17 protein-coding genes, 1 pseudogene, 1 riboswitch and 1 other annotated feature are annotated in these 18,502 nt (G+C 35.9%); of the genes and pseudogenes, 6 read left to right on the top strand and 12 right to left on the bottom strand.

Features of this window, described 5'->3' with window-relative positions:
• Window positions 1–174: 174 nt before the first annotated feature.
• Window positions 175–1,544, top strand: a pseudogene (locus AC3WVZ_RS24375) (IS1182-like element ISBth7 family transposase); the annotation flags it as partial.
• A gap of 108 nt (window positions 1,545–1,652) precedes the next feature.
• Here AC3WVZ_RS24375 and AC3WVZ_RS24380 read toward each other — a convergent pair.
• On the bottom strand, window positions 1,653–2,492 hold the full coding sequence (locus AC3WVZ_RS24380; protein WP_000793568.1) for an aldo/keto reductase: 840 nt from the start codon (window positions 2,490–2,492) through the stop codon (window positions 1,653–1,655).
• Window positions 2,493–2,508: 16 nt separating this feature from the next.
• On the bottom strand, window positions 2,509–3,672 hold the full coding sequence (locus AC3WVZ_RS24385) for an MFS transporter (protein WP_002026553.1): 1,164 nt from the start codon (window positions 3,670–3,672) through the stop codon (window positions 2,509–2,511).
• A gap of 373 nt (window positions 3,673–4,045) precedes the next feature.
• Between AC3WVZ_RS24385 and AC3WVZ_RS24390 the strand changes: the two genes are divergently transcribed.
• From AC3WVZ_RS24390 to AC3WVZ_RS24400, 3 genes are all read left to right on the top strand, one after another.
• Window positions 4,046–4,390, top strand: coding sequence for a winged helix-turn-helix transcriptional regulator (locus AC3WVZ_RS24390; protein ID WP_000760481.1), 345 nt, complete (start codon window positions 4,046–4,048; stop codon window positions 4,388–4,390).
• 425 nt (window positions 4,391–4,815) lie between these two features.
• The gene (locus AC3WVZ_RS24395; protein WP_233935529.1) at window positions 4,816–5,256 is read left to right on the top strand and encodes a DUF1641 domain-containing protein; all 441 of its coding nucleotides are present in this window, start codon (window positions 4,816–4,818) and stop codon (window positions 5,254–5,256) included.
• 44 nt (window positions 5,257–5,300) lie between these two features.
• Window positions 5,301–6,479, top strand: coding sequence for an NAD(P)/FAD-dependent oxidoreductase (locus tag AC3WVZ_RS24400; protein ID WP_000043202.1), 1,179 nt, complete (start codon window positions 5,301–5,303; stop codon window positions 6,477–6,479).
• Between the two features lie 190 nt (window positions 6,480–6,669).
• Here the strand turns inward: AC3WVZ_RS24400 and tyrS are convergent, their stop codons facing one another.
• The 5 genes from tyrS to AC3WVZ_RS24425 all read right to left on the bottom strand — a co-directional run bounded on the left by tyrS (window position 6,670) and on the right by AC3WVZ_RS24425 (window position 12,753).
• Window positions 6,670–7,932 (bottom strand): tyrosine--tRNA ligase, encoded by a 1,263-nt coding sequence (gene tyrS, locus AC3WVZ_RS24405; RefSeq protein ID WP_233935530.1) that lies wholly within the window; start codon window positions 7,930–7,932, stop codon window positions 6,670–6,672.
• Window positions 7,933–7,983: 51 nt separating this feature from the next.
• Window positions 7,984–8,199 (bottom strand) — a binding site (T-box leader).
• A 97-nt stretch (window positions 8,200–8,296) separates the two neighbouring features.
• The gene (gene murB, locus AC3WVZ_RS24410) at window positions 8,297–9,214 is read right to left on the bottom strand and encodes a UDP-N-acetylmuramate dehydrogenase (RefSeq protein WP_001057102.1); all 918 of its coding nucleotides are present in this window, start codon (window positions 9,212–9,214) and stop codon (window positions 8,297–8,299) included.
• Between the two features lie 383 nt (window positions 9,215–9,597).
• On the bottom strand, window positions 9,598–9,993 hold the full coding sequence (locus AC3WVZ_RS24415) for an SET domain-containing protein (protein WP_000573649.1): 396 nt from the start codon (window positions 9,991–9,993) through the stop codon (window positions 9,598–9,600).
• Between the two features lie 166 nt (window positions 9,994–10,159).
• Window positions 10,160–11,662, bottom strand: a complete 1,503-nt coding sequence (locus AC3WVZ_RS24420; RefSeq protein ID WP_063219968.1) for a DUF4077 domain-containing protein — start codon at window positions 11,660–11,662, stop codon at window positions 10,160–10,162.
• A gap of 32 nt (window positions 11,663–11,694) precedes the next feature.
• Window positions 11,695–12,753 carry an endonuclease/exonuclease/phosphatase family protein gene (locus AC3WVZ_RS24425; protein ID WP_000714051.1) on the bottom strand — a complete coding sequence of 353 codons (1,059 nt, stop codon included), beginning with the start codon at window positions 12,751–12,753 and terminating at the stop codon, window positions 11,695–11,697.
• Window positions 12,754–12,985: 232 nt separating this feature from the next.
• A riboswitch (Fluoride riboswitch) is annotated at window positions 12,986–13,045 on the top strand.
• 54 nt (window positions 13,046–13,099) lie between these two features.
• Here AC3WVZ_RS24425 and crcB (AC3WVZ_RS24430) point away from each other — a divergent pair.
• Both crcB (AC3WVZ_RS24430) and crcB (AC3WVZ_RS24435) read left to right on the top strand, forming a co-directional pair.
• A complete protein-coding gene (gene crcB / locus AC3WVZ_RS24430) occupies window positions 13,100–13,504 on the top strand; it encodes a fluoride efflux transporter CrcB (RefSeq protein ID WP_000639315.1) in 405 nt (134 codons plus the stop codon).
• The gene (crcB, locus tag AC3WVZ_RS24435; protein WP_000568587.1) at window positions 13,501–13,857 is read left to right on the top strand and encodes a fluoride efflux transporter CrcB; all 357 of its coding nucleotides are present in this window, start codon (window positions 13,501–13,503) and stop codon (window positions 13,855–13,857) included. Before crcB (AC3WVZ_RS24430) ends, crcB (AC3WVZ_RS24435) begins: the two co-directional genes overlap by 4 nt.
• 30 nt (window positions 13,858–13,887) lie before the next feature.
• Here crcB (AC3WVZ_RS24435) and AC3WVZ_RS24440 read toward each other — a convergent pair whose 3' ends face one another.
• The 5 genes from AC3WVZ_RS24440 to speG all read right to left on the bottom strand — a co-directional run bounded on the left by AC3WVZ_RS24440 (window position 13,888) and on the right by speG (window position 18,299).
• On the bottom strand, window positions 13,888–14,127 hold the full coding sequence (locus tag AC3WVZ_RS24440; protein WP_000980930.1) for a DUF3947 family protein: 240 nt from the start codon (window positions 14,125–14,127) through the stop codon (window positions 13,888–13,890).
• Window positions 14,128–14,206: 79 nt separating this feature from the next.
• Window positions 14,207–14,419: a DUF3955 domain-containing protein gene (locus tag AC3WVZ_RS24445; RefSeq protein WP_025118109.1), complete on the bottom strand. Its 213-nt coding sequence runs from the start codon at window positions 14,417–14,419 to the stop codon at window positions 14,207–14,209.
• Between the two features lie 180 nt (window positions 14,420–14,599).
• On the bottom strand, window positions 14,600–15,793 hold the full coding sequence (locus tag AC3WVZ_RS24450; protein ID WP_063219969.1) for an MFS transporter: 1,194 nt from the start codon (window positions 15,791–15,793) through the stop codon (window positions 14,600–14,602).
• A 5-nt stretch (window positions 15,794–15,798) separates the two neighbouring features.
• Window positions 15,799–17,346, bottom strand: coding sequence for an ABC-F family ATP-binding cassette domain-containing protein (locus tag AC3WVZ_RS24455; protein ID WP_000054858.1), 1,548 nt, complete (start codon window positions 17,344–17,346; stop codon window positions 15,799–15,801).
• A 437-nt stretch (window positions 17,347–17,783) separates the two neighbouring features.
• The gene (speG, locus tag AC3WVZ_RS24460) at window positions 17,784–18,299 is read right to left on the bottom strand and encodes a spermidine N1-acetyltransferase (protein WP_001071092.1); all 516 of its coding nucleotides are present in this window, start codon (window positions 18,297–18,299) and stop codon (window positions 17,784–17,786) included.
• Between the last annotated feature and the right edge of the window lie 203 nt (window positions 18,300–18,502).

An 18,502-nucleotide genomic window follows, 5' to 3' on the forward strand; every position in this document is an offset into this window, starting at 1 on the left:
ACTTAATACTAAGTAGTATTTATTTAGAAACTATTTTTATGCACAAAAAAAGAGTGCTTTTAAGCACTCTTTTTTCCAGGCTGTGGAGAAAGTCTTCTCCACAGCCTGTTTTTGTGTCTGAACCTCTTTTTATGTGTCAACACTGATAAAAAAGAGGAAAAGGAGAGATTTTTTATGATGGGTGCTTTAAAAAATCATCGTGATGAGCGTGTATCTGTTTCTGTAGAAGAGTTGGTTCCACAAGATCATTTCCTTCGTGCAATTGAAGCGACAATTAGTTTTGATTTTATTGAAGAGAAGTTACGCCCTTATTACTGTGAAAACAATGGACGCCCGTCCATTCATCCTATTGTTTTATTTAAGATGATGTTTATTGGATATTTTTACGGTATTCGTTCTGAGCGTCAATTGGAAAAGGAAATTAAAACGAATATTGCCTACCGTTGGTTTTTAGGGTTTTCTCTATCGGATACTATTCCGGATCACTCTACAATCAGTTGGAATCGTCGTACTCGTTTTATTCATACAAATATTTTCGAAGAAATTTTTGATGAGATTGTGAGACAAGCGACGGAGCACCGGATGGTAGGAGGACGTGCACTGATGACAGATTCTACACATATTAAGGCCAATGCCAATAAAAATAAATTTGTACATAAATATAAAAAAGAAAAAGCAAAGTTTTATATAGACGAGCTAGAAGCTGCGGTAATCGAAGATCGTGAGGTACATGGAAAAAAGAATTAAAACCTAGAAAGGAAAGTGATACCCCTACCAAAAAAACTCGTATAAGTACAACGGATCCAGATAGTGGATTTTTAATGAGAGATGGAAAACCAAATGGTTTTCATTTCTTGGATCATCGTACGACTGATGCGAAGTACAATATTATTACAGATACCTATGTAACGGCTGGAAATATGGCAGATTCCGAGCCGTATTTAGCACGCCTCCAAGCTCAGATTGATAAATTCGACTTCAAAGTAGAAGCTGTTGCCCTTGATGCTGGCTATTTTACAGGATATATCTGTAAGAAACTATCAGAACGGAATATATTTATGGTGATGGGGTATCGCCGATTTGGAAAACGGAATAAAGAAGTACCGAAAAGCCAATTTAAATATGTAGAAGAAATGAATGTTTTCGCTTGTCCGATGGGATGTATTCTAGAATATGTAACAACTGATCGTGAAGGATACCGTCAATACAAATCGAATCCAGAAGACTGCGCTGTTTGTCCGTTACGTGAGGTGTGCTTTTCAAAGAAACAAAAACAAAAAGTTATCACTCATCATGTGTGGGAGAAATATAAGGATATTGCTAGAAAAAACAAGCTAACAGCTACAGGGAAAAGGTTGTATAAAGTACGCTGTTCCACTATAGAGCGAAGCTTTGCAGACGCCAAAGAACTACATGGCTACCGCTATGCCCGGTTTCGAGGGCTGAAGTCTGTCCAAATGCAAGCTTATCTCACCGCAGCTTGTCAAAACATGAAAAAAATAGCCCTCCACCTGACCAAAAAGGGTCAGGTGGAGGGCTATTTTTTAAAATTCTATTATTTTATGTTGTTTTTATTCGCTAAAATCAAAAAAGATTCCAGAGTGTTGGGAACCCTAAAGGGTTTCCCAACACTCTTTTTTCTTACCTTAATCTTAGAAATCGAAGTTATCAGGATCTGGACCAACGCGATGATTTTGATTTAACGCATCGATTTTTTCCATATCTTCTTTCGTTAATTCAAAGTTAAATACATCAGCGTTTGCAATAATACGGTGTTCTTTCGTTGATTTTGGAATTGTGATTACTCCATTTTGAAGATCCCAACGTAAAATAACTTGAGCTGTTGTTTTACCGTGTTTCTCAGCAATCTCTTGTAATGTTTCGTTATCTAATAATTGACCTTGCATTAGTGGTGACCATGCTTCCATTTGAATACCTTGTTCTTTACAGAAAGCTTGTAGTTCTTTTTGTGTTAAACGAGGGTGGTATTCTACTTGGTTAATCATTGGTTTAATTTCTGCATCTTTCATTACATCTTGTAAGTGATGGATTTGGAAGTTACTTACACCAATTGCACGTACGCGCTTTTCTTTATAAAGTGTTTCTAGCGCTCTCCATGTATCTTTATATTTTCCTTCTGAAGGCCAGTGAACAAGATATAAATCTAAATAATCTAGTCCTAATTTTTTTAGACTCTCTTCGTATGCAGCGATTGTTGTTTCATACCCTTGATCTGCGTTCCATACTTTTGAAGTAATAAATAATTCTTCTCTTGCAATACCAGTCGCTTCAATACCTGCACGAATTCCTTCACCTACAGCTTTTTCATTTCCGTAAATTGCAGCTGTATCGATGCTGCGGTATCCTGCTTTAATTGCTGATTTAATTGCTTCTACAAGTTCTGGTCCTTCTTCTACTTTAAATACACCTAAACCGAACCAAGGCATTTCTACACCATTACTTAATACTGTTTTACTTTGTAAGTTTTTCATTTTATTTTCTCTCCTTTTATTTTACTTGATCTCTTTTTTCTAATGTCATGCTCCACGCTGTTAAAATAACAGCGGCTACTACCATAAGGCCACCTACCCAAGCAGTATGGATTAATCCTAATGAATTCGTTACAAGGCCACCTATATAAGAACCTAAAGCAATCCCTCCGTTAAATGCGGCAATATTAATTGCTGAAGCAACATCAACCGCACTCGGAACAAAGCGCTCTGCCAATATAACTACATATACTTGTAGCCCCGGAACATTCATAAATGCGAATAGTCCCATGAAAATAATTGTGATTAATCCAGCTACTTTAAATGGCGCTGTAAATGTTAAAACAAATAATATAATCGCTTGAATCAAGAACATGTAAAATAGCGCTCGAATCGGATTATGATTCGATAATTTTCCGCCGACCATATTCCCTATCGCAATTGCGATTCCATACACTAATAAAATGATAGTAACAGTACTTGCTTCAAATCCTGTTACTTCTTGTAATAACGGAGATAAATACGTAAATGTTACGAATGTACCGCCGTATCCAAGTGCAGTAATAATGAAAACAAGTAATAGTCTTCCATTTTTAATTAATTTAAATTGATCACGAAACGATACAGGTACACCATTTTTTAAATTAGATGGGACGAGTATACTGTTTGCGATGAAAGCAATAATTCCAATTACAACAATCGCCATAAATGACGCTCTCCAGCCAAATTGTTGACCGATAAATGTTCCAATTGGCACACCAGTAATAGTCGCAACTGTTAATCCAGTAAACATAATCGCAATTGCGCTAGCACGTTTATTCTCTGGTACGATTGCAGCTGCAATTGTAGATCCAATTGACATAAACACACCATGTGCAAACGCAGATACAATTCTTGCGATAATTAATACAGTGAAGCTTGTTGCTACCGCCGCAATGCCATTACCAATAATGAAAATAACCATAATCCACATTAATAATGTCTTTCGCGACATACTAGCCGTTAACGCTGTTAAAACAGGAGCTCCTACTGCCGCTCCTAACGCATATAAGGAAACCGTTAAACCGGCTGTTGTAACCGAAACATTTAAATCTTTTGAAATAGATGGTAGTAAACCGACACTAATAAACTCGGTCGTACCAATCCCAAACGCACTAATTGCTAGCGCTAATAAAGCAAACATACTTCTTCGGCTCGTCTGAGCTTCCGAAGATGGTACTGTATATGAACTCAATTGAATTCCTCCTTATTACAAGAAATCCAATCATAATAGTATGATAAAAAGGCCCTTTTATCTTCTAAAAAATATATTTCATACTTACAAATGCTATTATGAATGGTTTCATTCCTTTTTTGAAGAACGCACTTTAAAGTACGATAGGCACTAAAAAGTAACATAGTCACTTTTTGGTACCGTACTACTCATTTGCCTCTTACATGTGCTATTATGAAACATATTTAACATAATAAAAAGTACGTACTTTAAAGTGCTATAGGTACTAAAAAGTAACATTTGTATTATTAAACTTACTTTACTCAAAAAGGGAGGGTTTCATATGAAGAAATACAATATTCCTGTAGAGGCGACTTTAGAAGTTATCGGCGGCAAATGGAAAGTTGTTATCCTTTGTCACTTAACGAAAGGTACAAAGAGAACGAGTGAACTAAAACGTTCCATGCCTGGTATTACACAAAAAATGTTAACACAGCAATTACGTGAATTAGAAGACGACGGGGTCATTCAAAGAAAAGTATACAACCAAGTCCCACCGAAAGTAGAATATTCTCTTACCGACTACGGTTGGTCTTTAGAATCCATTCTTGACTCTCTTTGTTCTTGGGGCGAATGCCATCTTGAAAAAGAAGGTAACACATCGATGCTAATTGCAGAAGGTGAATAATAGGAAAAAACGAACATGAATTTGTTCGTTTTTTCCTTTTTTTCTATATATATATGTACATTTCTAACTGAAACAAAATATTTTATACGCTTTCATACCTTGTCAGCACTACGTTATACACTCAATATCAAATAATTAGGAATCATTTTTATGTTAACATAGGTGTATATAGTATATAATATAGGATATATATTATATACACTTTCCGGTAACGGAGCTTTTCCATTATGCGGACAAGCCATGTATCGGACAGTTCATAAATAATAAGTAAGACGTTATGGTTTTAGATTTATGTCAGCTTACTTGCTGTCATAAATTTAAAGGCATTTTATTGTGTTTTGTGAAACTTTGTATAAAGTTTCGTAACCGTTTACTATCTTACTTATAAAAAATAAGAGTATTGCTATCGTAAAGGAGAATTGGAGATGCCAGAAACTATGACTCAAACAAAGCCAGAACAAGAAACTGTACAAATTTCTGCTAGCCAAGGACAACTTGATGTACTTGATCAGTTGTTAAAACCTGAGGTACAAGAATCATTAACAACACTAGTAGAACAGCTTCCAAAATTAACTGAGCTTGTTAACATTTTAACTAAGTCTTATGACTTCGCTCAAACTGTTGCTACTGATGAAGTATTAAAAAGCGACACTGTTGGTGCAATCACAGAGCTTGTAGAACCTGTAAAAGATACAGTGAAAAGCATGGCTGCTACTGCAATCGAAGCGAAAAATCGTGCTGACGAAAGCAACGAAGTTATCGGCCTGTTCGGTCTATTAAAATTATTAAAAGATCCACAAGCACAAAAAATGTTCCGCCTTGTGAACGCATATCTTCAAATTAGTGCAGAACGTAACAATAAATAAGTTAACTTATAACAACAATTAGTAAAGACGGGGGATATCATACTATGTCAAAACAAATTGTCATCTTAGGCGCTGGTTATGGCGGTCTTCTTGCCGCTTTAAACGTACGTAAATATTACAGTAAATCAGAAGCACAAGTTACAGTGATTAACCAATACCCAACGCACCAAATCATCACTGAACTACACCGCCTTGCAGCTGGTAACGTGTCTGAGCAAGCAGTTGCAATGCCACTTACAAAGCTTTTCAAAGGTAAAGATATCGATCTTAAAATCGCAACAGTTGAGTCATTCTCAGTTGATAGCAAAGAAATCAAACTAGCTGGCGGCACTACTTTATCTTACGATGCACTTGTAGTTGCTTTAGGAAGTAAAACTGCTTACTTCGGTATTCCAGGACTAGAAGAAAACAGCATGGTATTAAAATCTGCTGCTGATGCGAATAAAATCTACAAACACGTTGAAGACCGTATTCGTGAATACGCGAAAACGAAAAACGAAGCTGATGCTACAATCGTAATAGGTGGTGGCGGATTAACTGGCGTTGAGCTAGTTGGTGAGCTTGCTGACATTATGCCTAAACTTGCAAAAAGCCACGGCGTAAATCCAAAAGAAGTGAAACTTCTTCTTGTTGAAGCAGGTCCAAAAATCCTTCCAGTATTACCAGACCACTTAATCGAACGTGCAACTACTAGCCTAGAAGCGCGCGGCGTTACATTCTTAACTGGTCTTCCTGTAACAAACGTTGCTGGCAACGAAATCGACTTAAAAGACGGTCAAAAACTTGTTGCTAACACATTCGTTTGGACGGGCGGCGTACAAGGTAACCCATTAATCGGTGAATCAGGTCTTGAAGTTAACCGTGGACGTGCAACAGTTGATGCATACCTACAATCTACTTCTCACAAAGACGTATTCGTTGCTGGAGACAGCGCTGTTGTCTTCGCTCCAGACGGACGTCCATACCCACCAACTGCACAAATCGCTTGGCAAATGGGTGAGTTAATTGGATACAACTTATACGCAGCACTAGAAGGCAAAGCATTCGAAGAGTTCGCACCTGTAAACTCTGGAACACTTGCTAGTCTAGGACGTAAAGATGCGGTTGCTACAATTGGAGCAAGCAATACTCCACTTAAAGGCTTACCAGCATCATTAATGAAAGAAGCAAGTAACGTTCGTTACTTATCACACATTAAAGGTCTATTCAGCTTAGCTTACTAATCTGAATATAAGCCCGAATCATGCCCTGCATGGTTCGGGCTATTTTTATCCGTAATTTTCTCTAACTTATTTATTCGGCAGAAGAATCGTATAACCCTTTTAATTATCTAAATTTACTGATTATTTTATGTCCAAATTGTGTATACGAAAAGATGGAAGTATTCTTCCTACTCCCATCCTTTCACACAAACTATTCGCCTAACTTCACAAGGCTGTAATTCTTCTTCCCTTTACGGATAATAATAAATCGTCCATCAAATGAATTTTCTACAGTAACATCCGTACCCACATCTGTTACTTTCTCACCATTCATAGAAATCGCTCCGTTATTAATATCTTCACGCGCTTGTCGTCTAGATGGTTCAATTCCTAAATCAACTAGCCACTCTACGATGTTTTTCGTCTCTTTTGAAGACTGGAATGTTGGCATCTCTTTAAAACCTTGTTCAATTTCATCAGCTGTTAACGATTTAATATCTCCGCTAAATAACGCTGCTGTAATTTTCACAGCTTGCAGGAATGCTTCTTCTCCATGAACGAATTTCGTCATTTCTTCTGCTAGTACTTTTTGTGCTTCACGTTTATGAGGCTCTGTTTCCACCTTAACCGCTAATTCATCAATACGCTCTTTCGTTAAGAACGTAAAGTATTTCAAGTATTTAACGACGTCACGGTCATCTGTATTTACCCAGAACTGGTAAAATTCAAACGGTGTCGTTTTTTCAGGATCAAGCCAAACCGCACCACCCGCTGATTTACCAAACTTCGTACCGTCCGATTTTAATAATAACGGAATCGTTAATCCGAATACTTTCGCCTCATGACCTTCTAACTTACGAATTAAATCTAAACCACTCGTAATATTTCCCCATTGGTCACTACCACCAATTTGCAGTTGAACATCCTCTTTCGTGTATAAATGATGGAAGTCCATCGCTTGCAAAATTTGGTACGTGAATTCCGTGAAAGAAATACCTGTATCCAAACGGCTTGCTACAATATCCTTCGCTAACATGCTATTGATGCTAAAGTTTTTCCCGTAATCACGTAAAAACTCAATAATATTTATTTCATGTGTCCAATCATAGTTATTTACCATCTTCACTTCGCTATTTCCACCAAAATCAAATAGCTTTTTCATTTGTGCTGTTAACGCATCTACATTATGCTGAACCACTTCTAACGTTTGAAGTTGACGCTCTGATTGTCGTCCACTCGGATTACCAATTGTTCCTGTTGCCCCGCCAATTAAAATAACAGGATGATGGCCGGCTAATTGGAATCTCTTCATCATCATAAACGGAATCAAATGTCCGATATGCATACTATCACCGGTTGGATCAACTCCGCAGTATAGTGAAATCTTTTTCTCTTCTACTAGCTTACGTAAGCCTTCTTCGTCAGTCTGTTGATTAACGGCGCCGCGCCATTCTAACTCATCAATGATATTCATCTTTTGTCATCCCCTTTATTTTTTTAAAACAAAAAATCCCTATGTCTATGACATAGGGACGATTATTCACCGTGTTACCACCCAGTTTGTATAAATAGCATAGCTACTCATACCACTCTTAGCAATAATATCGATTGCCAGTCCGCTTAGCATTACCTAAGATACTCCAGAGTGTAATTCACAAGTTTGTTTGTGCTAGGTTCCAGCAACCCCTAGCTCTCTCGTTAACAGTGACAAACTGCTACTGGGCTCTTTCAACGTATGTTATTTGTTAAATTATTAGCCATTATATTGAATTGAAAACAAATTGTCAACAATACCCAAATATTATTTTAAAATAATTCATATCTTCATACGTATTTCTTTATTCCTTATCTTCTCCAATAATCCTTACTTCTCGCTCCAACTTCACGCCAAATTTCTCTTCAACTGTCTTTTGTACGAAGTGAATTAAATCGATGTAATCTTGTGCTGTTCCGTTATCAACATTCACCATAAACCCAGCGTGTTTTAAAGAAACTTCTACTCCACCAATTCGCTTACCTTGTAGTCCTGAGTCTTGAATTAACTTACCAGCAAAGTTATTTGGTGGGCGCTTAAATACGCTACCACATGAAGGATATTCTAGAGGCTGTTTTGACTCACGTTTAAACGTTAAATCATCCATTTTTGCTTTAATTTCTTCATGTACACCTTCTTCAAGTTCAAATCTCGCTTCAAGAATAATGTAATGGTTGTTCGCAAATACACTCTTACGATATCCAAATTCAAATGCTTCTTTCGTCAAAGTACGTAGCTCTCCATCACCTGTCATTACGACAGCTTCTGTTAATACAAACGAAATTTCACCGCCGTATGCACCAGCATTCATATATAATGCTCCGCCAACTGAACCTGGAATACCACAAGCAAACTCAAGACCCGTTAAGTTATGGTCTAAGGCAATACGTGATACGTCAATAATTGCTGCACCACACTGTGCTACAATCGTCGTTCCTGTTACAGTAACACCTGTAATATGAATTAAACTTACTGTAATCCCGCGAATTCCACCATCTTTAATAATGACATTCGATCCATTTCCTAAAAACGTAACTGGAATATTATATTCGTTCGCATATTTAATAACTTCTTGAATTTCATCATAATTTGTAGGCGCAACAAAAACATCTGCTTTTCCGCCAACTTTAATATGCGTATGATTCTTTAACATTTCATCTTGTTTAACATGTCCTTCAGGCAATACCGTACTTAAATATTTATAAACCTCTTGCATATTCATTTTACGATTCCTCTATTTCTATATTCATTTTATCCCGTTATACGGGCCCATAATATCCCCACGTACATGAAAGAACCTAAAGTGGTGGATACAGTGTACCCAAAATCAATTCGAGACACCTATAAACCTCTTAATTTATAAGAGGTGCCACTCATATTAAAATATATATTGCATAATAAAGCAACCCAAATGGACTACTAAACTTGACATGTCATCAGAAAGACAACAATTTGTAAAATATGTGACTTTTTCAAAACACTATCCCTCAGTATCTTACTATACCACACAAAAAGAAAGTGGTATTTTTTTGTACTTTTTACTTTATTTACATCAATAAAAAAAGAGCACATCCGACAGAATGTGCTCTTTCTATACTCTTTATATTACTTTTCGTTCTCTTCTTTTTCTTTATCAAACCATAACAGCTCATCGTTATCAACTTCACCATTATAATTGATTAAAATTTCTTCTCCTGCTTTTATATCCTTATAAGCATAGAAGTTAAACGTATGGTTCTCGAAGACAATATCATACGTTGCATTCGGTGTATATGAATGATTAAATAACATACCGTATCCTAAAAGGATTGCCGTATGATTGATTCCATACTCAAATGCGTAGTCAGCAAGTAATGTTTTCTCAATATGTTCATGCTGTTCATTCGGATAAGAGATAACTGGTGCTGCGTGTATCAACTCACCTTTTTTAATATCACGAGTTGCAAATACACCTCTATTAAATTCTCCATCACTAAGTTCAGAAGTCTTAACTTCGATCATATGCGTCACCTATTTAATTCTTTCTTTGAAGTATTTTAATTCCGCTATTAGCTGAATTTTATCTCCTTAAGCTTGGCAGAAAACGCGCAGAAAAGCAATTAAATTCCTATCAAGTATTCGTTTCAATGAAAAAAGAGCACATCATTCGTGCTCTTTCCAAGCAATATTACTTTTCTAAAATATCTTCTAACAACTTCACTTGCTCGCTAACAGTTTGTAACGTCTTCATTGACGTATCATTTCGATGTTTTTCTTCTTCCACACTCGCTAGCACTTCTTCTGTAGCTGTAGAAGTTTGCTGAATTACGTTAGAAGCATGCGTAACATCCTTTACGATATTCGTCGTTTTAACTTGGAAACTTTCTTGATGAACAACAACCTCTCGCATTACTTCATTAATCGCATCAATAAACTTCCCTAAATCAGTTACATTTGTTAAAACGCTTGCTAACATCTCGTTACATTCTTCTTGTACTCTTTCTGACTTTTCTACTTGCACTTCTACCTTACTTGCTTGATTACTAAACTCCTTCAAAATCCCTTGAATTCTTCCCGCAGAACGATTTGATTCTTCAGCAAGCTTTAACACTTCACTCGCTACAATAGCAAAACCTTTTCCATGCTCGCCTGCCCTCGCAGCTTCAATATTTGCATTTAAAGCTAGCAAACTCGTCTGACTTGAAATATTCGTTATTACATCTACAATTTCATTAATTTGTTTCGATTGCATCATTAAATCTCTAAATATAATTCCAGACTGTGAAACAACATCATTTAAACTTCTCATGTTAGTTTCAAAATTTCTTAGAGTATGTACACTACCTTTTGAAATTTCTAAGCTTTCATCCACACGAGCCGATGCAGTTCTTACTTGAGAGATGATTTGTTCAATATTTCCCTCCATATCATTCAATACTTCTACCGAACGATACATCATCTCTGATTGTGATTGCGTACCAACTGCCACCTCTTCAAAGGCAAAATTAATTTCACTCATCGATTCCATCGACGTGTTCATATTTTGTCTTAAATGATTGAAATTACTATCTAGTTTCACAACTGTTTCTTCAATAAGTCTTTGCGTCTCTTCTAACTCCTGAGCTTTTCTCATTACTTCTTGCTTCTCATCACTTAAACGAAGGAGCAGATTAGAACCGATTTTCGTGACGCCCCACATAGCGATTGTTACAATCGCTAACAAACTTGCGAAATTAGCAGCTTCAGACGAGGCTGTATAAGCAAAAAATTGCTCCGGCCAATAGCTACAAAGGATAAATGTGATCACAACAGCTACCCCGCCAAGAATTAAAATGAGGCGCTCACTTAAGTAAATAAGTGAAACAGCTAATGTAAAATAGACCATTTGAAATACAGCCGGGCTTTCATTAAAGGCTTGTACCATAATGTAAGACATTGTAAGCAACATAAATGTCATGATATATTTATACGCTGATTCCATACTTTTTATAAAAGTAAAAAGCGTTCCAAATGCAACGACAGAAATACCACAAATCCAAAACGCTATTGCTCTCTCTGTAAAAATATATCCATAATACCCAATTGCGATTATCCCAAGAAAGAAACTACAAATCGTTATAAACAGTAATAAATGATTTTTCTGTGATTCTTTCTCAAGGTTAGAAAAACAAGTCCTCTTTAACCACTCCATATGAAGCCCCACCTTCTACTTATACATATCAATTACTTCAGTTTAAATACCGCACTTACTGGGTTATGATCGCTATTTTCAAACTTTAAATCTTTCCCTTGTACATTTACAATCTCTACATTCGGTGAAACGATAAAGCCATCAATAATAGTGACGAAATTTTCACCTTCTACATATTTCTTTACATCATCTCTCACAGTCATAACAGACGGATCTACAGCCCACTTAAAGCCACCGTCTGTAAAGTCCTTCGGTAACTCTACTAACCACTCAGGGCGCTCTTTCACGAACTTCGGATCACTTAATTGAGCGTTTGAAACTAATTGATTCCAATCTCCGCCCATTATTACGTAATCACCATTTTCATAATGCTTGTTCATATATTCTTTTAAGTACTCTACTTGCTGTTTTCTAATTTTCCCGCCTTCATCATAAGCAGACAAATGTAAATTTACGAGTCTAACATGTTTCCCATTATTAACAGGAATTTTATATTCCACAATTGCTCGATCTAAATCAAACAAACGCTTTGGCCAAGGCTCCATTCCAGGAAGCTGGAACCTCTTCGCTTCTTGAACAGTGTATTTAGAAAACGTACTTAATCCAGCCTCCGCATATCCCATTGGATTTGTTATTGGCACTGGAACCCATTTCGTATCGTAGTTCTTGCCAAATGATGAAACATAATCAGGTAATCCTTTTTTCAAAAATTCATGTTCATTTACATCAAATGAACGAAGTGACTTTATATCAACTTCTTGTAATAGTGCAAAATCACTATTCTCATTTTGTAAAAACGAAAGCATATTCTTTAAATTAGTTTCCGTTTGCTCTTTACTACTTGAACCAGATCCCTTTCCACCATCCATAAAGAAATCTTGATCCTTATCTAACCCAGCATATCCAATATTAAATGTTGTAACTTTAAACTCATTTCCAGTCGCTAATACGCGCTCCTTATTATTCTCCACCTTCAAGCTTATAACATCAGCAGGCTGTTCTTTAGTAAGTGTCATATACGCTAGAAATCCTCCTACAATGCCCGCTACTACTAAAACACATGTAAATACGATTTTTAAAAATTTCTTCAAATAAATGACTCCTTTTCACGCGAATTTATTTTTCTTTATTTTCAGTCAAATAAAACAAAACGACACACATAAGAAACATTTTATCATAATTAAAACCGTATATCACTATATTTAGTTGATAAGTAATCGATCCCATTTTAATTACTTGAAAAACCTTCAGACATCAAAAAAAGAAACGTTACACCCACCTCCTCACTGGAATTTAAACGGTATATTTAGTACACTATATGTAATAATCCTAGGCGATGGAGTTCGCCATAAACGCTGCTTAGCTAATGACTCCTACCAGTATACATACTGGTAGGAGTCTATTTTTTTGAGCAATCTATTTAAAGAGGTGAGAAAATTGATTTATATTATCGTCGGCATTGCCGGTATATTAGGAGCTCTTTCTCGTTATTATTTAGGTCTTAATATCACCACATTTTGGCATCATTCATTTCCATTAGCAACATTACTCATTAACTTAATCGGTTGCTTCTTCTTAGCGTGGCTAACTACTTATATCGCCCGGCTAAACATCTTACCTTCAGAGGTCATCACAGGCATCGGAACTGGATTCATCGGTTCCTTTACGACTTTTTCAACATTTAGTGTAGAAACTGTGCAATTGATCAATCATTCTGAGTGGAGCATAGCCTTCTTATATGTATCATGTAGCATACTTGGTGGCCTCATTATGTCTGGCCTTGGCTATACACTTGGAGATTTCTTAATTAAGAAATCTCTTACGGAAGGTGATTACTCATGATAGAAGCCTTATTAGTCGCAACAGGAGGATTTTTCGGTGCGATTACACGATTTGCAATTAGCAATTGGTTTAAGAAAAGAAATAAAACACAATTTCCACTTGCTACATTCCTTATTAATATAACAGGGGCGTTTTTACTTGGATATATAATCGGCAACGGAGTTACTACAGGCTGGCAACTATTATTAGGTACTGGATTTATGGGTGCATTCACTACATTTTCTACGTTTAAACTAGAAGCCGTTCAACTTCTCAATCGAAAAAATATTAGCACTTTCCTTTTATACTTAAGCGCTACGTACATAATTGGTATCCTCTTCGCATTCCTTGGAATGAAGCTAGGCGGAATATGAAAAAAAGCGACTCTATTGAGTCGCTTTCTTTCATAAGAAATATGTCCCGCCATATGGAATAGAAAATAAACCAGCTGGATGTACATCGTAATGTACAATTTGCATCGGAAGCTGTGAATACGGCATATACTGACTTTGCATCATTTGTGCAAAATATGCTTGTTGTTGCATTTGAATAGCTTGATTCATAGCATGAATTGTTCCCTGTGCCCCAGCCAGCGTAATAGCTGCTCCTACTTGTCTTCCATTATAAAAATGATGGTTCATCATGATTCATCTCACTTATTCTTTTTCTTCCATATGGTATGTTTCTATTTCATAGTGAGTATTTTGTCCCTATTGGTAACCCCTATTTATTGCCCTTTTTCAGCTTTGAAGTAATAAATCCAAATAATAATACGCCAATACCACTAAGGAACAATACATAACTTATCGGTACTAGGAAAAAGAAAGGTTCTTCAAGGAATCCATCCGCTCCTACTTTACTGTTTGAAGCATGTATAGTTAAAGAAATAATCGCTAAAATCATGAAAGAAATAGCTACTACGTATTTATTTTTCATTTCACATTCTCCTCTACTCATGTAATTCTCCTTAGATTCTTAACATCATATTATCCAAAAAACCATTAACAGTCAATAATTATTTATCGTTTAACAATAAATAACTATTGACTAGAATAATAACAAAAAGGTTTACGAAGCATATTAAATCACTTCGCAAACCCTCTGTATTATAAATATTTACACTTCAAACCTCTTGCTTAATACAATATACATTGCGCAAAATAGCACGAATATCCCAGCATAAATTAACAAAATCTCTACACTAAACATATCCGACAATGGCCCAAATATTATCATTCCTAGAGGAAGCGCGCATGAATTCGCAATTTGTACAAGACTGAACATCCGTCCGTGCATTGATGGTTCTACTTTTTCCTGCAATAACACAGTAACTGGTGTATTGAAGCACGGCATCGTTATACCAATTAAAAAATTAAATACTAAATACATAATAAATATCGGTGCTATTCCGAGTCCAATCATAAGCAGTCCATATAATGCACAAGCTAGCGCTGTTGTATGCATACGATTACGAAAACCACCCCACGCGGCAATCAATACGCCACCAGCTGCCGCACCAGCACTAAAGGTCATCTCACTAGCAGTAAGTCTCCACATTTCGGCCCCGAAAGAACGAGTTACCATTAAAGGTGTTAAAAAAGCAGCTGGACTTATTAAAATCATGACGATAATTAATAAAACGATTAGCCTTTTAATAAATACATTTTCTTTTAAATAAGAGAATCCTTCTTTAATTCCTTGTAGATTAGATTTTTGCTTATTCTCTGCATTCACATGTCCCTCTACTTGAATGATAAGCATAATACTAATTCCAATCATAGCCGTAATAACATCAATAAAAAATGTTGTTTCAATGCTGGCAATAGAAAGAATCGCCGCACTTGCTGCTGGAGAAAGAAACATAATTAAAGATGTAATACTGCTATTTATTCCATTTACTTTCATAAGATACTCTTTCGGAACGATTTGCGGAATTAATGCATTCACAGCTGGCGTTTGTACTCCTGTTCCAGCTGAACGAATGAGTAACACAATAAAAAGTAACCAAATACTTTTATATCCTGTTAAAAATAAAATTGCTAAAACTAACGTCGCAATCGCTATAATTCCATCCGATAACATAATCATCTTTTTACGGTCATAACGATCAATCCAAACACCTGCAAACAAAGATATCGCAATTTGTGGTAGAAAACCGCAAACAGTTGAAATAGTCAACATCACTCCTGATGATGTTGTAAGGGTGATATACCATATAATCGCGTATTGTACGAGAGAGGAACCGAACAACGAAATAGTTTGAGCGGTCAAAAATAATATAATTTTCGTTTTCCAATTGTTTTCACTCATATGTTTCACACCCCCTTAACTATTCCTGTCTCTATATGAAAGATGCTATCTGCCCAATCAAGATAAAAACTCGCTTCGTGAGATACGAGTATAATGCTGCCCTTAAACTTAATTAGCGCCTTTTGCAAAGCTTCCTTCGCTTCTGCATCTAAATGATTTGTCGGCTCATCTAAAATTAATAAGTTACAAGGTGATAATAATAATCCGCACAGTTTCACCTTCGATTGTTCACCACCACTTAACGTACGAATTTCTTGCGAAACGTGCGTATCCTTCACTCCACACGCAGCTAAATGATGGCGTATTTCCTTCATATTCAGTTTAGGAAACTGTTCTGAAATAATTTGAAGCGGCGTTAAAGAATCATTGCTCCAATTTAAATCTTGCTCATAATATCCAATCTTTATTTGCTCTGAAAAGTGAAACTCTCCAGAAATACTATCAATATTTCCAACGATTGTTTTTAATAAAGTAGATTTTCCTACTCCATTGAAACCTGTAATAACAAGTTTTTGCCTACCCATTACTGAAAAATTCAACTTTGGTAAGAGAGCGAAGTCGTAACCAACTTCAAGGTTATTTACTTCAAGAACTGTCTGAACTGAAATGGGAAGTTCCTGAAAATGAATAGACGGTTTATGAGTAAAACTTGGTGGTGCAATTCTTTCCATACGCTGTAATTGTTTTCTACGACCTTGCGCTATTTTTGAATTCACCCCAGCAATATTTCTACGAATATACTCTTCCGTTTTTTCAATTTTCTTTTGCTGTGCATAATATTGGCGAATATAATCTTTTCGCAAATGCTCCTTTTGTCTTACAAAATCTGAGTATTTGCCGTAATACTTCTTAACTGTTCCGAACTCTACATCACATATGCAAGAAGTTACCTTTTCCAGAAAATCAAAATCATGTGATACGACAATAAACGCTCCTTCAAAATTCATTAAATAATTAGCAAGCCACTCCACATGCTCCTTATCGAGAAAATTCGTCGGTTCATCTAGCAATAAAATATTAGGCTCTTCTAATAAGAGCTTCGCTAAAATTACCTTTGCACGCTGCCCTCCGCTTAATTCACCAATCACACGATTCATCCCAATCACATCAATACCTAAACCGGCTGCCACCTTATTCGTAATACTATCTACTGAATAAAAATCATGAGCCTCGAGCAGTCCTTGAATTTCTGCCGCTTTCAATAGTTGATTTTCATCTCCAGTCATCGCACTTTCTTCATATAACTTGTTCATTCTCTTTTCCATTTCATACAAATCATAAAAGGCTCTCTTTAAATATTGTGAAATGGTGTAACCCTCATCAATTTCTGCGTATTGATCAAGATGTCCAATTTGAATATTAGGTTGCCACTTTATGTCTCCCTTATCAGGAATAATTTCCCCCACCAATATTTTCATTAATGTGCTTTTTCCTGCACCATTCTGTCCAACAATTCCCATATGCTCCCCTTTATGCAAATCAAAAGAAGCATTTTCGTATAATACTTTATCTATAAAACTATGTGATAAACTTTCCACTTTAAGTAAACTCATTTTTATTCCTCTTTTCCTGAAATTAAAAAAAGCAGAGAGATAGCGTCATTCGACACTAGCCCTCTGCTTCGTGGTTTTTCCTATACTACTCCAATTTATAGTAAAGACTCATCGGAATAATATACACAAAGGGCCATAGACAAAGCATTGTCTATGGCCCCTTAATCTATTTTATACACCAGCTGAAAAACCATAACGAAATAAGCATAGATAAACTATACTTTTTTAGAAAAGTTATTCAGCCGATGAATATAGGGGATTTATGCCCCTTGATTAAGCTCCGTACAACGCTTCACCGTATACATTTGTGCGGAGCAAAGTTTTCTAATGAGTTTTACAAATTTTATATAAAGCATATTATGCACCTTCCTTAATACTTAAAAAGGATTTTAGCATACGGTTTTACGAAGCGTCAACATTACTTCCGAATCTTTCAACTACTTGTTTTCAAAATATTGCTTCTGAAACATACACATTCTTATCGCATTATGATAGTTACCATCAACGAAAAACTCATCGATAAGCTCACCTTCTACCATAAACCCAACTTTTTTATAAACATGTACTGCCTTTTCATTTTCCTTATCCACAACTAAATAAATCTTATGCATATTTAGTACGGAAAAAGCGTAATCCATCGCTAAACGCGTCGCATCCACTGCATAACCATATCCTTGATAATTCGGATCAATAATAATTTGGAATTCTGTTCTACGGTGAATATAATCGATTTCTACTAACTCAACTAATCCAACCATTTCATTGTCTTTCTCAACGATAAATCGGCGTTCGCTTTGATCATGTATATGTTTATCATATAAGTCTTGCAGCTCCACAAATGCCTCATACGGCTCTTCAAACCAATACGACATAATATGCGCATTATTATTCAGTTCGTGTACAAACTTTAAATCTTCTCGTTCTAATGGACGTAACTTCAATTCCTGATTCATTTCTATAACCTCCAAGTAAAAGAAACCTCTTCACTTAATTTCTCAATTTTTTTCGATTTCAAACGCCCTAATTTCATTGTAAACTTTCAAGCAACTTGAAGGTCAAGATGTAACAATATTATGCCGAAATTTATAACCAATTAATAAAGAATGTAGACATTTACAATAACTTAACGAAAAAAGAACAGTCTTTTGGCTTTCCA

It is taken from the genome of Bacillus sp. CPT56D-587-MTF, assembly GCF_058792335.1.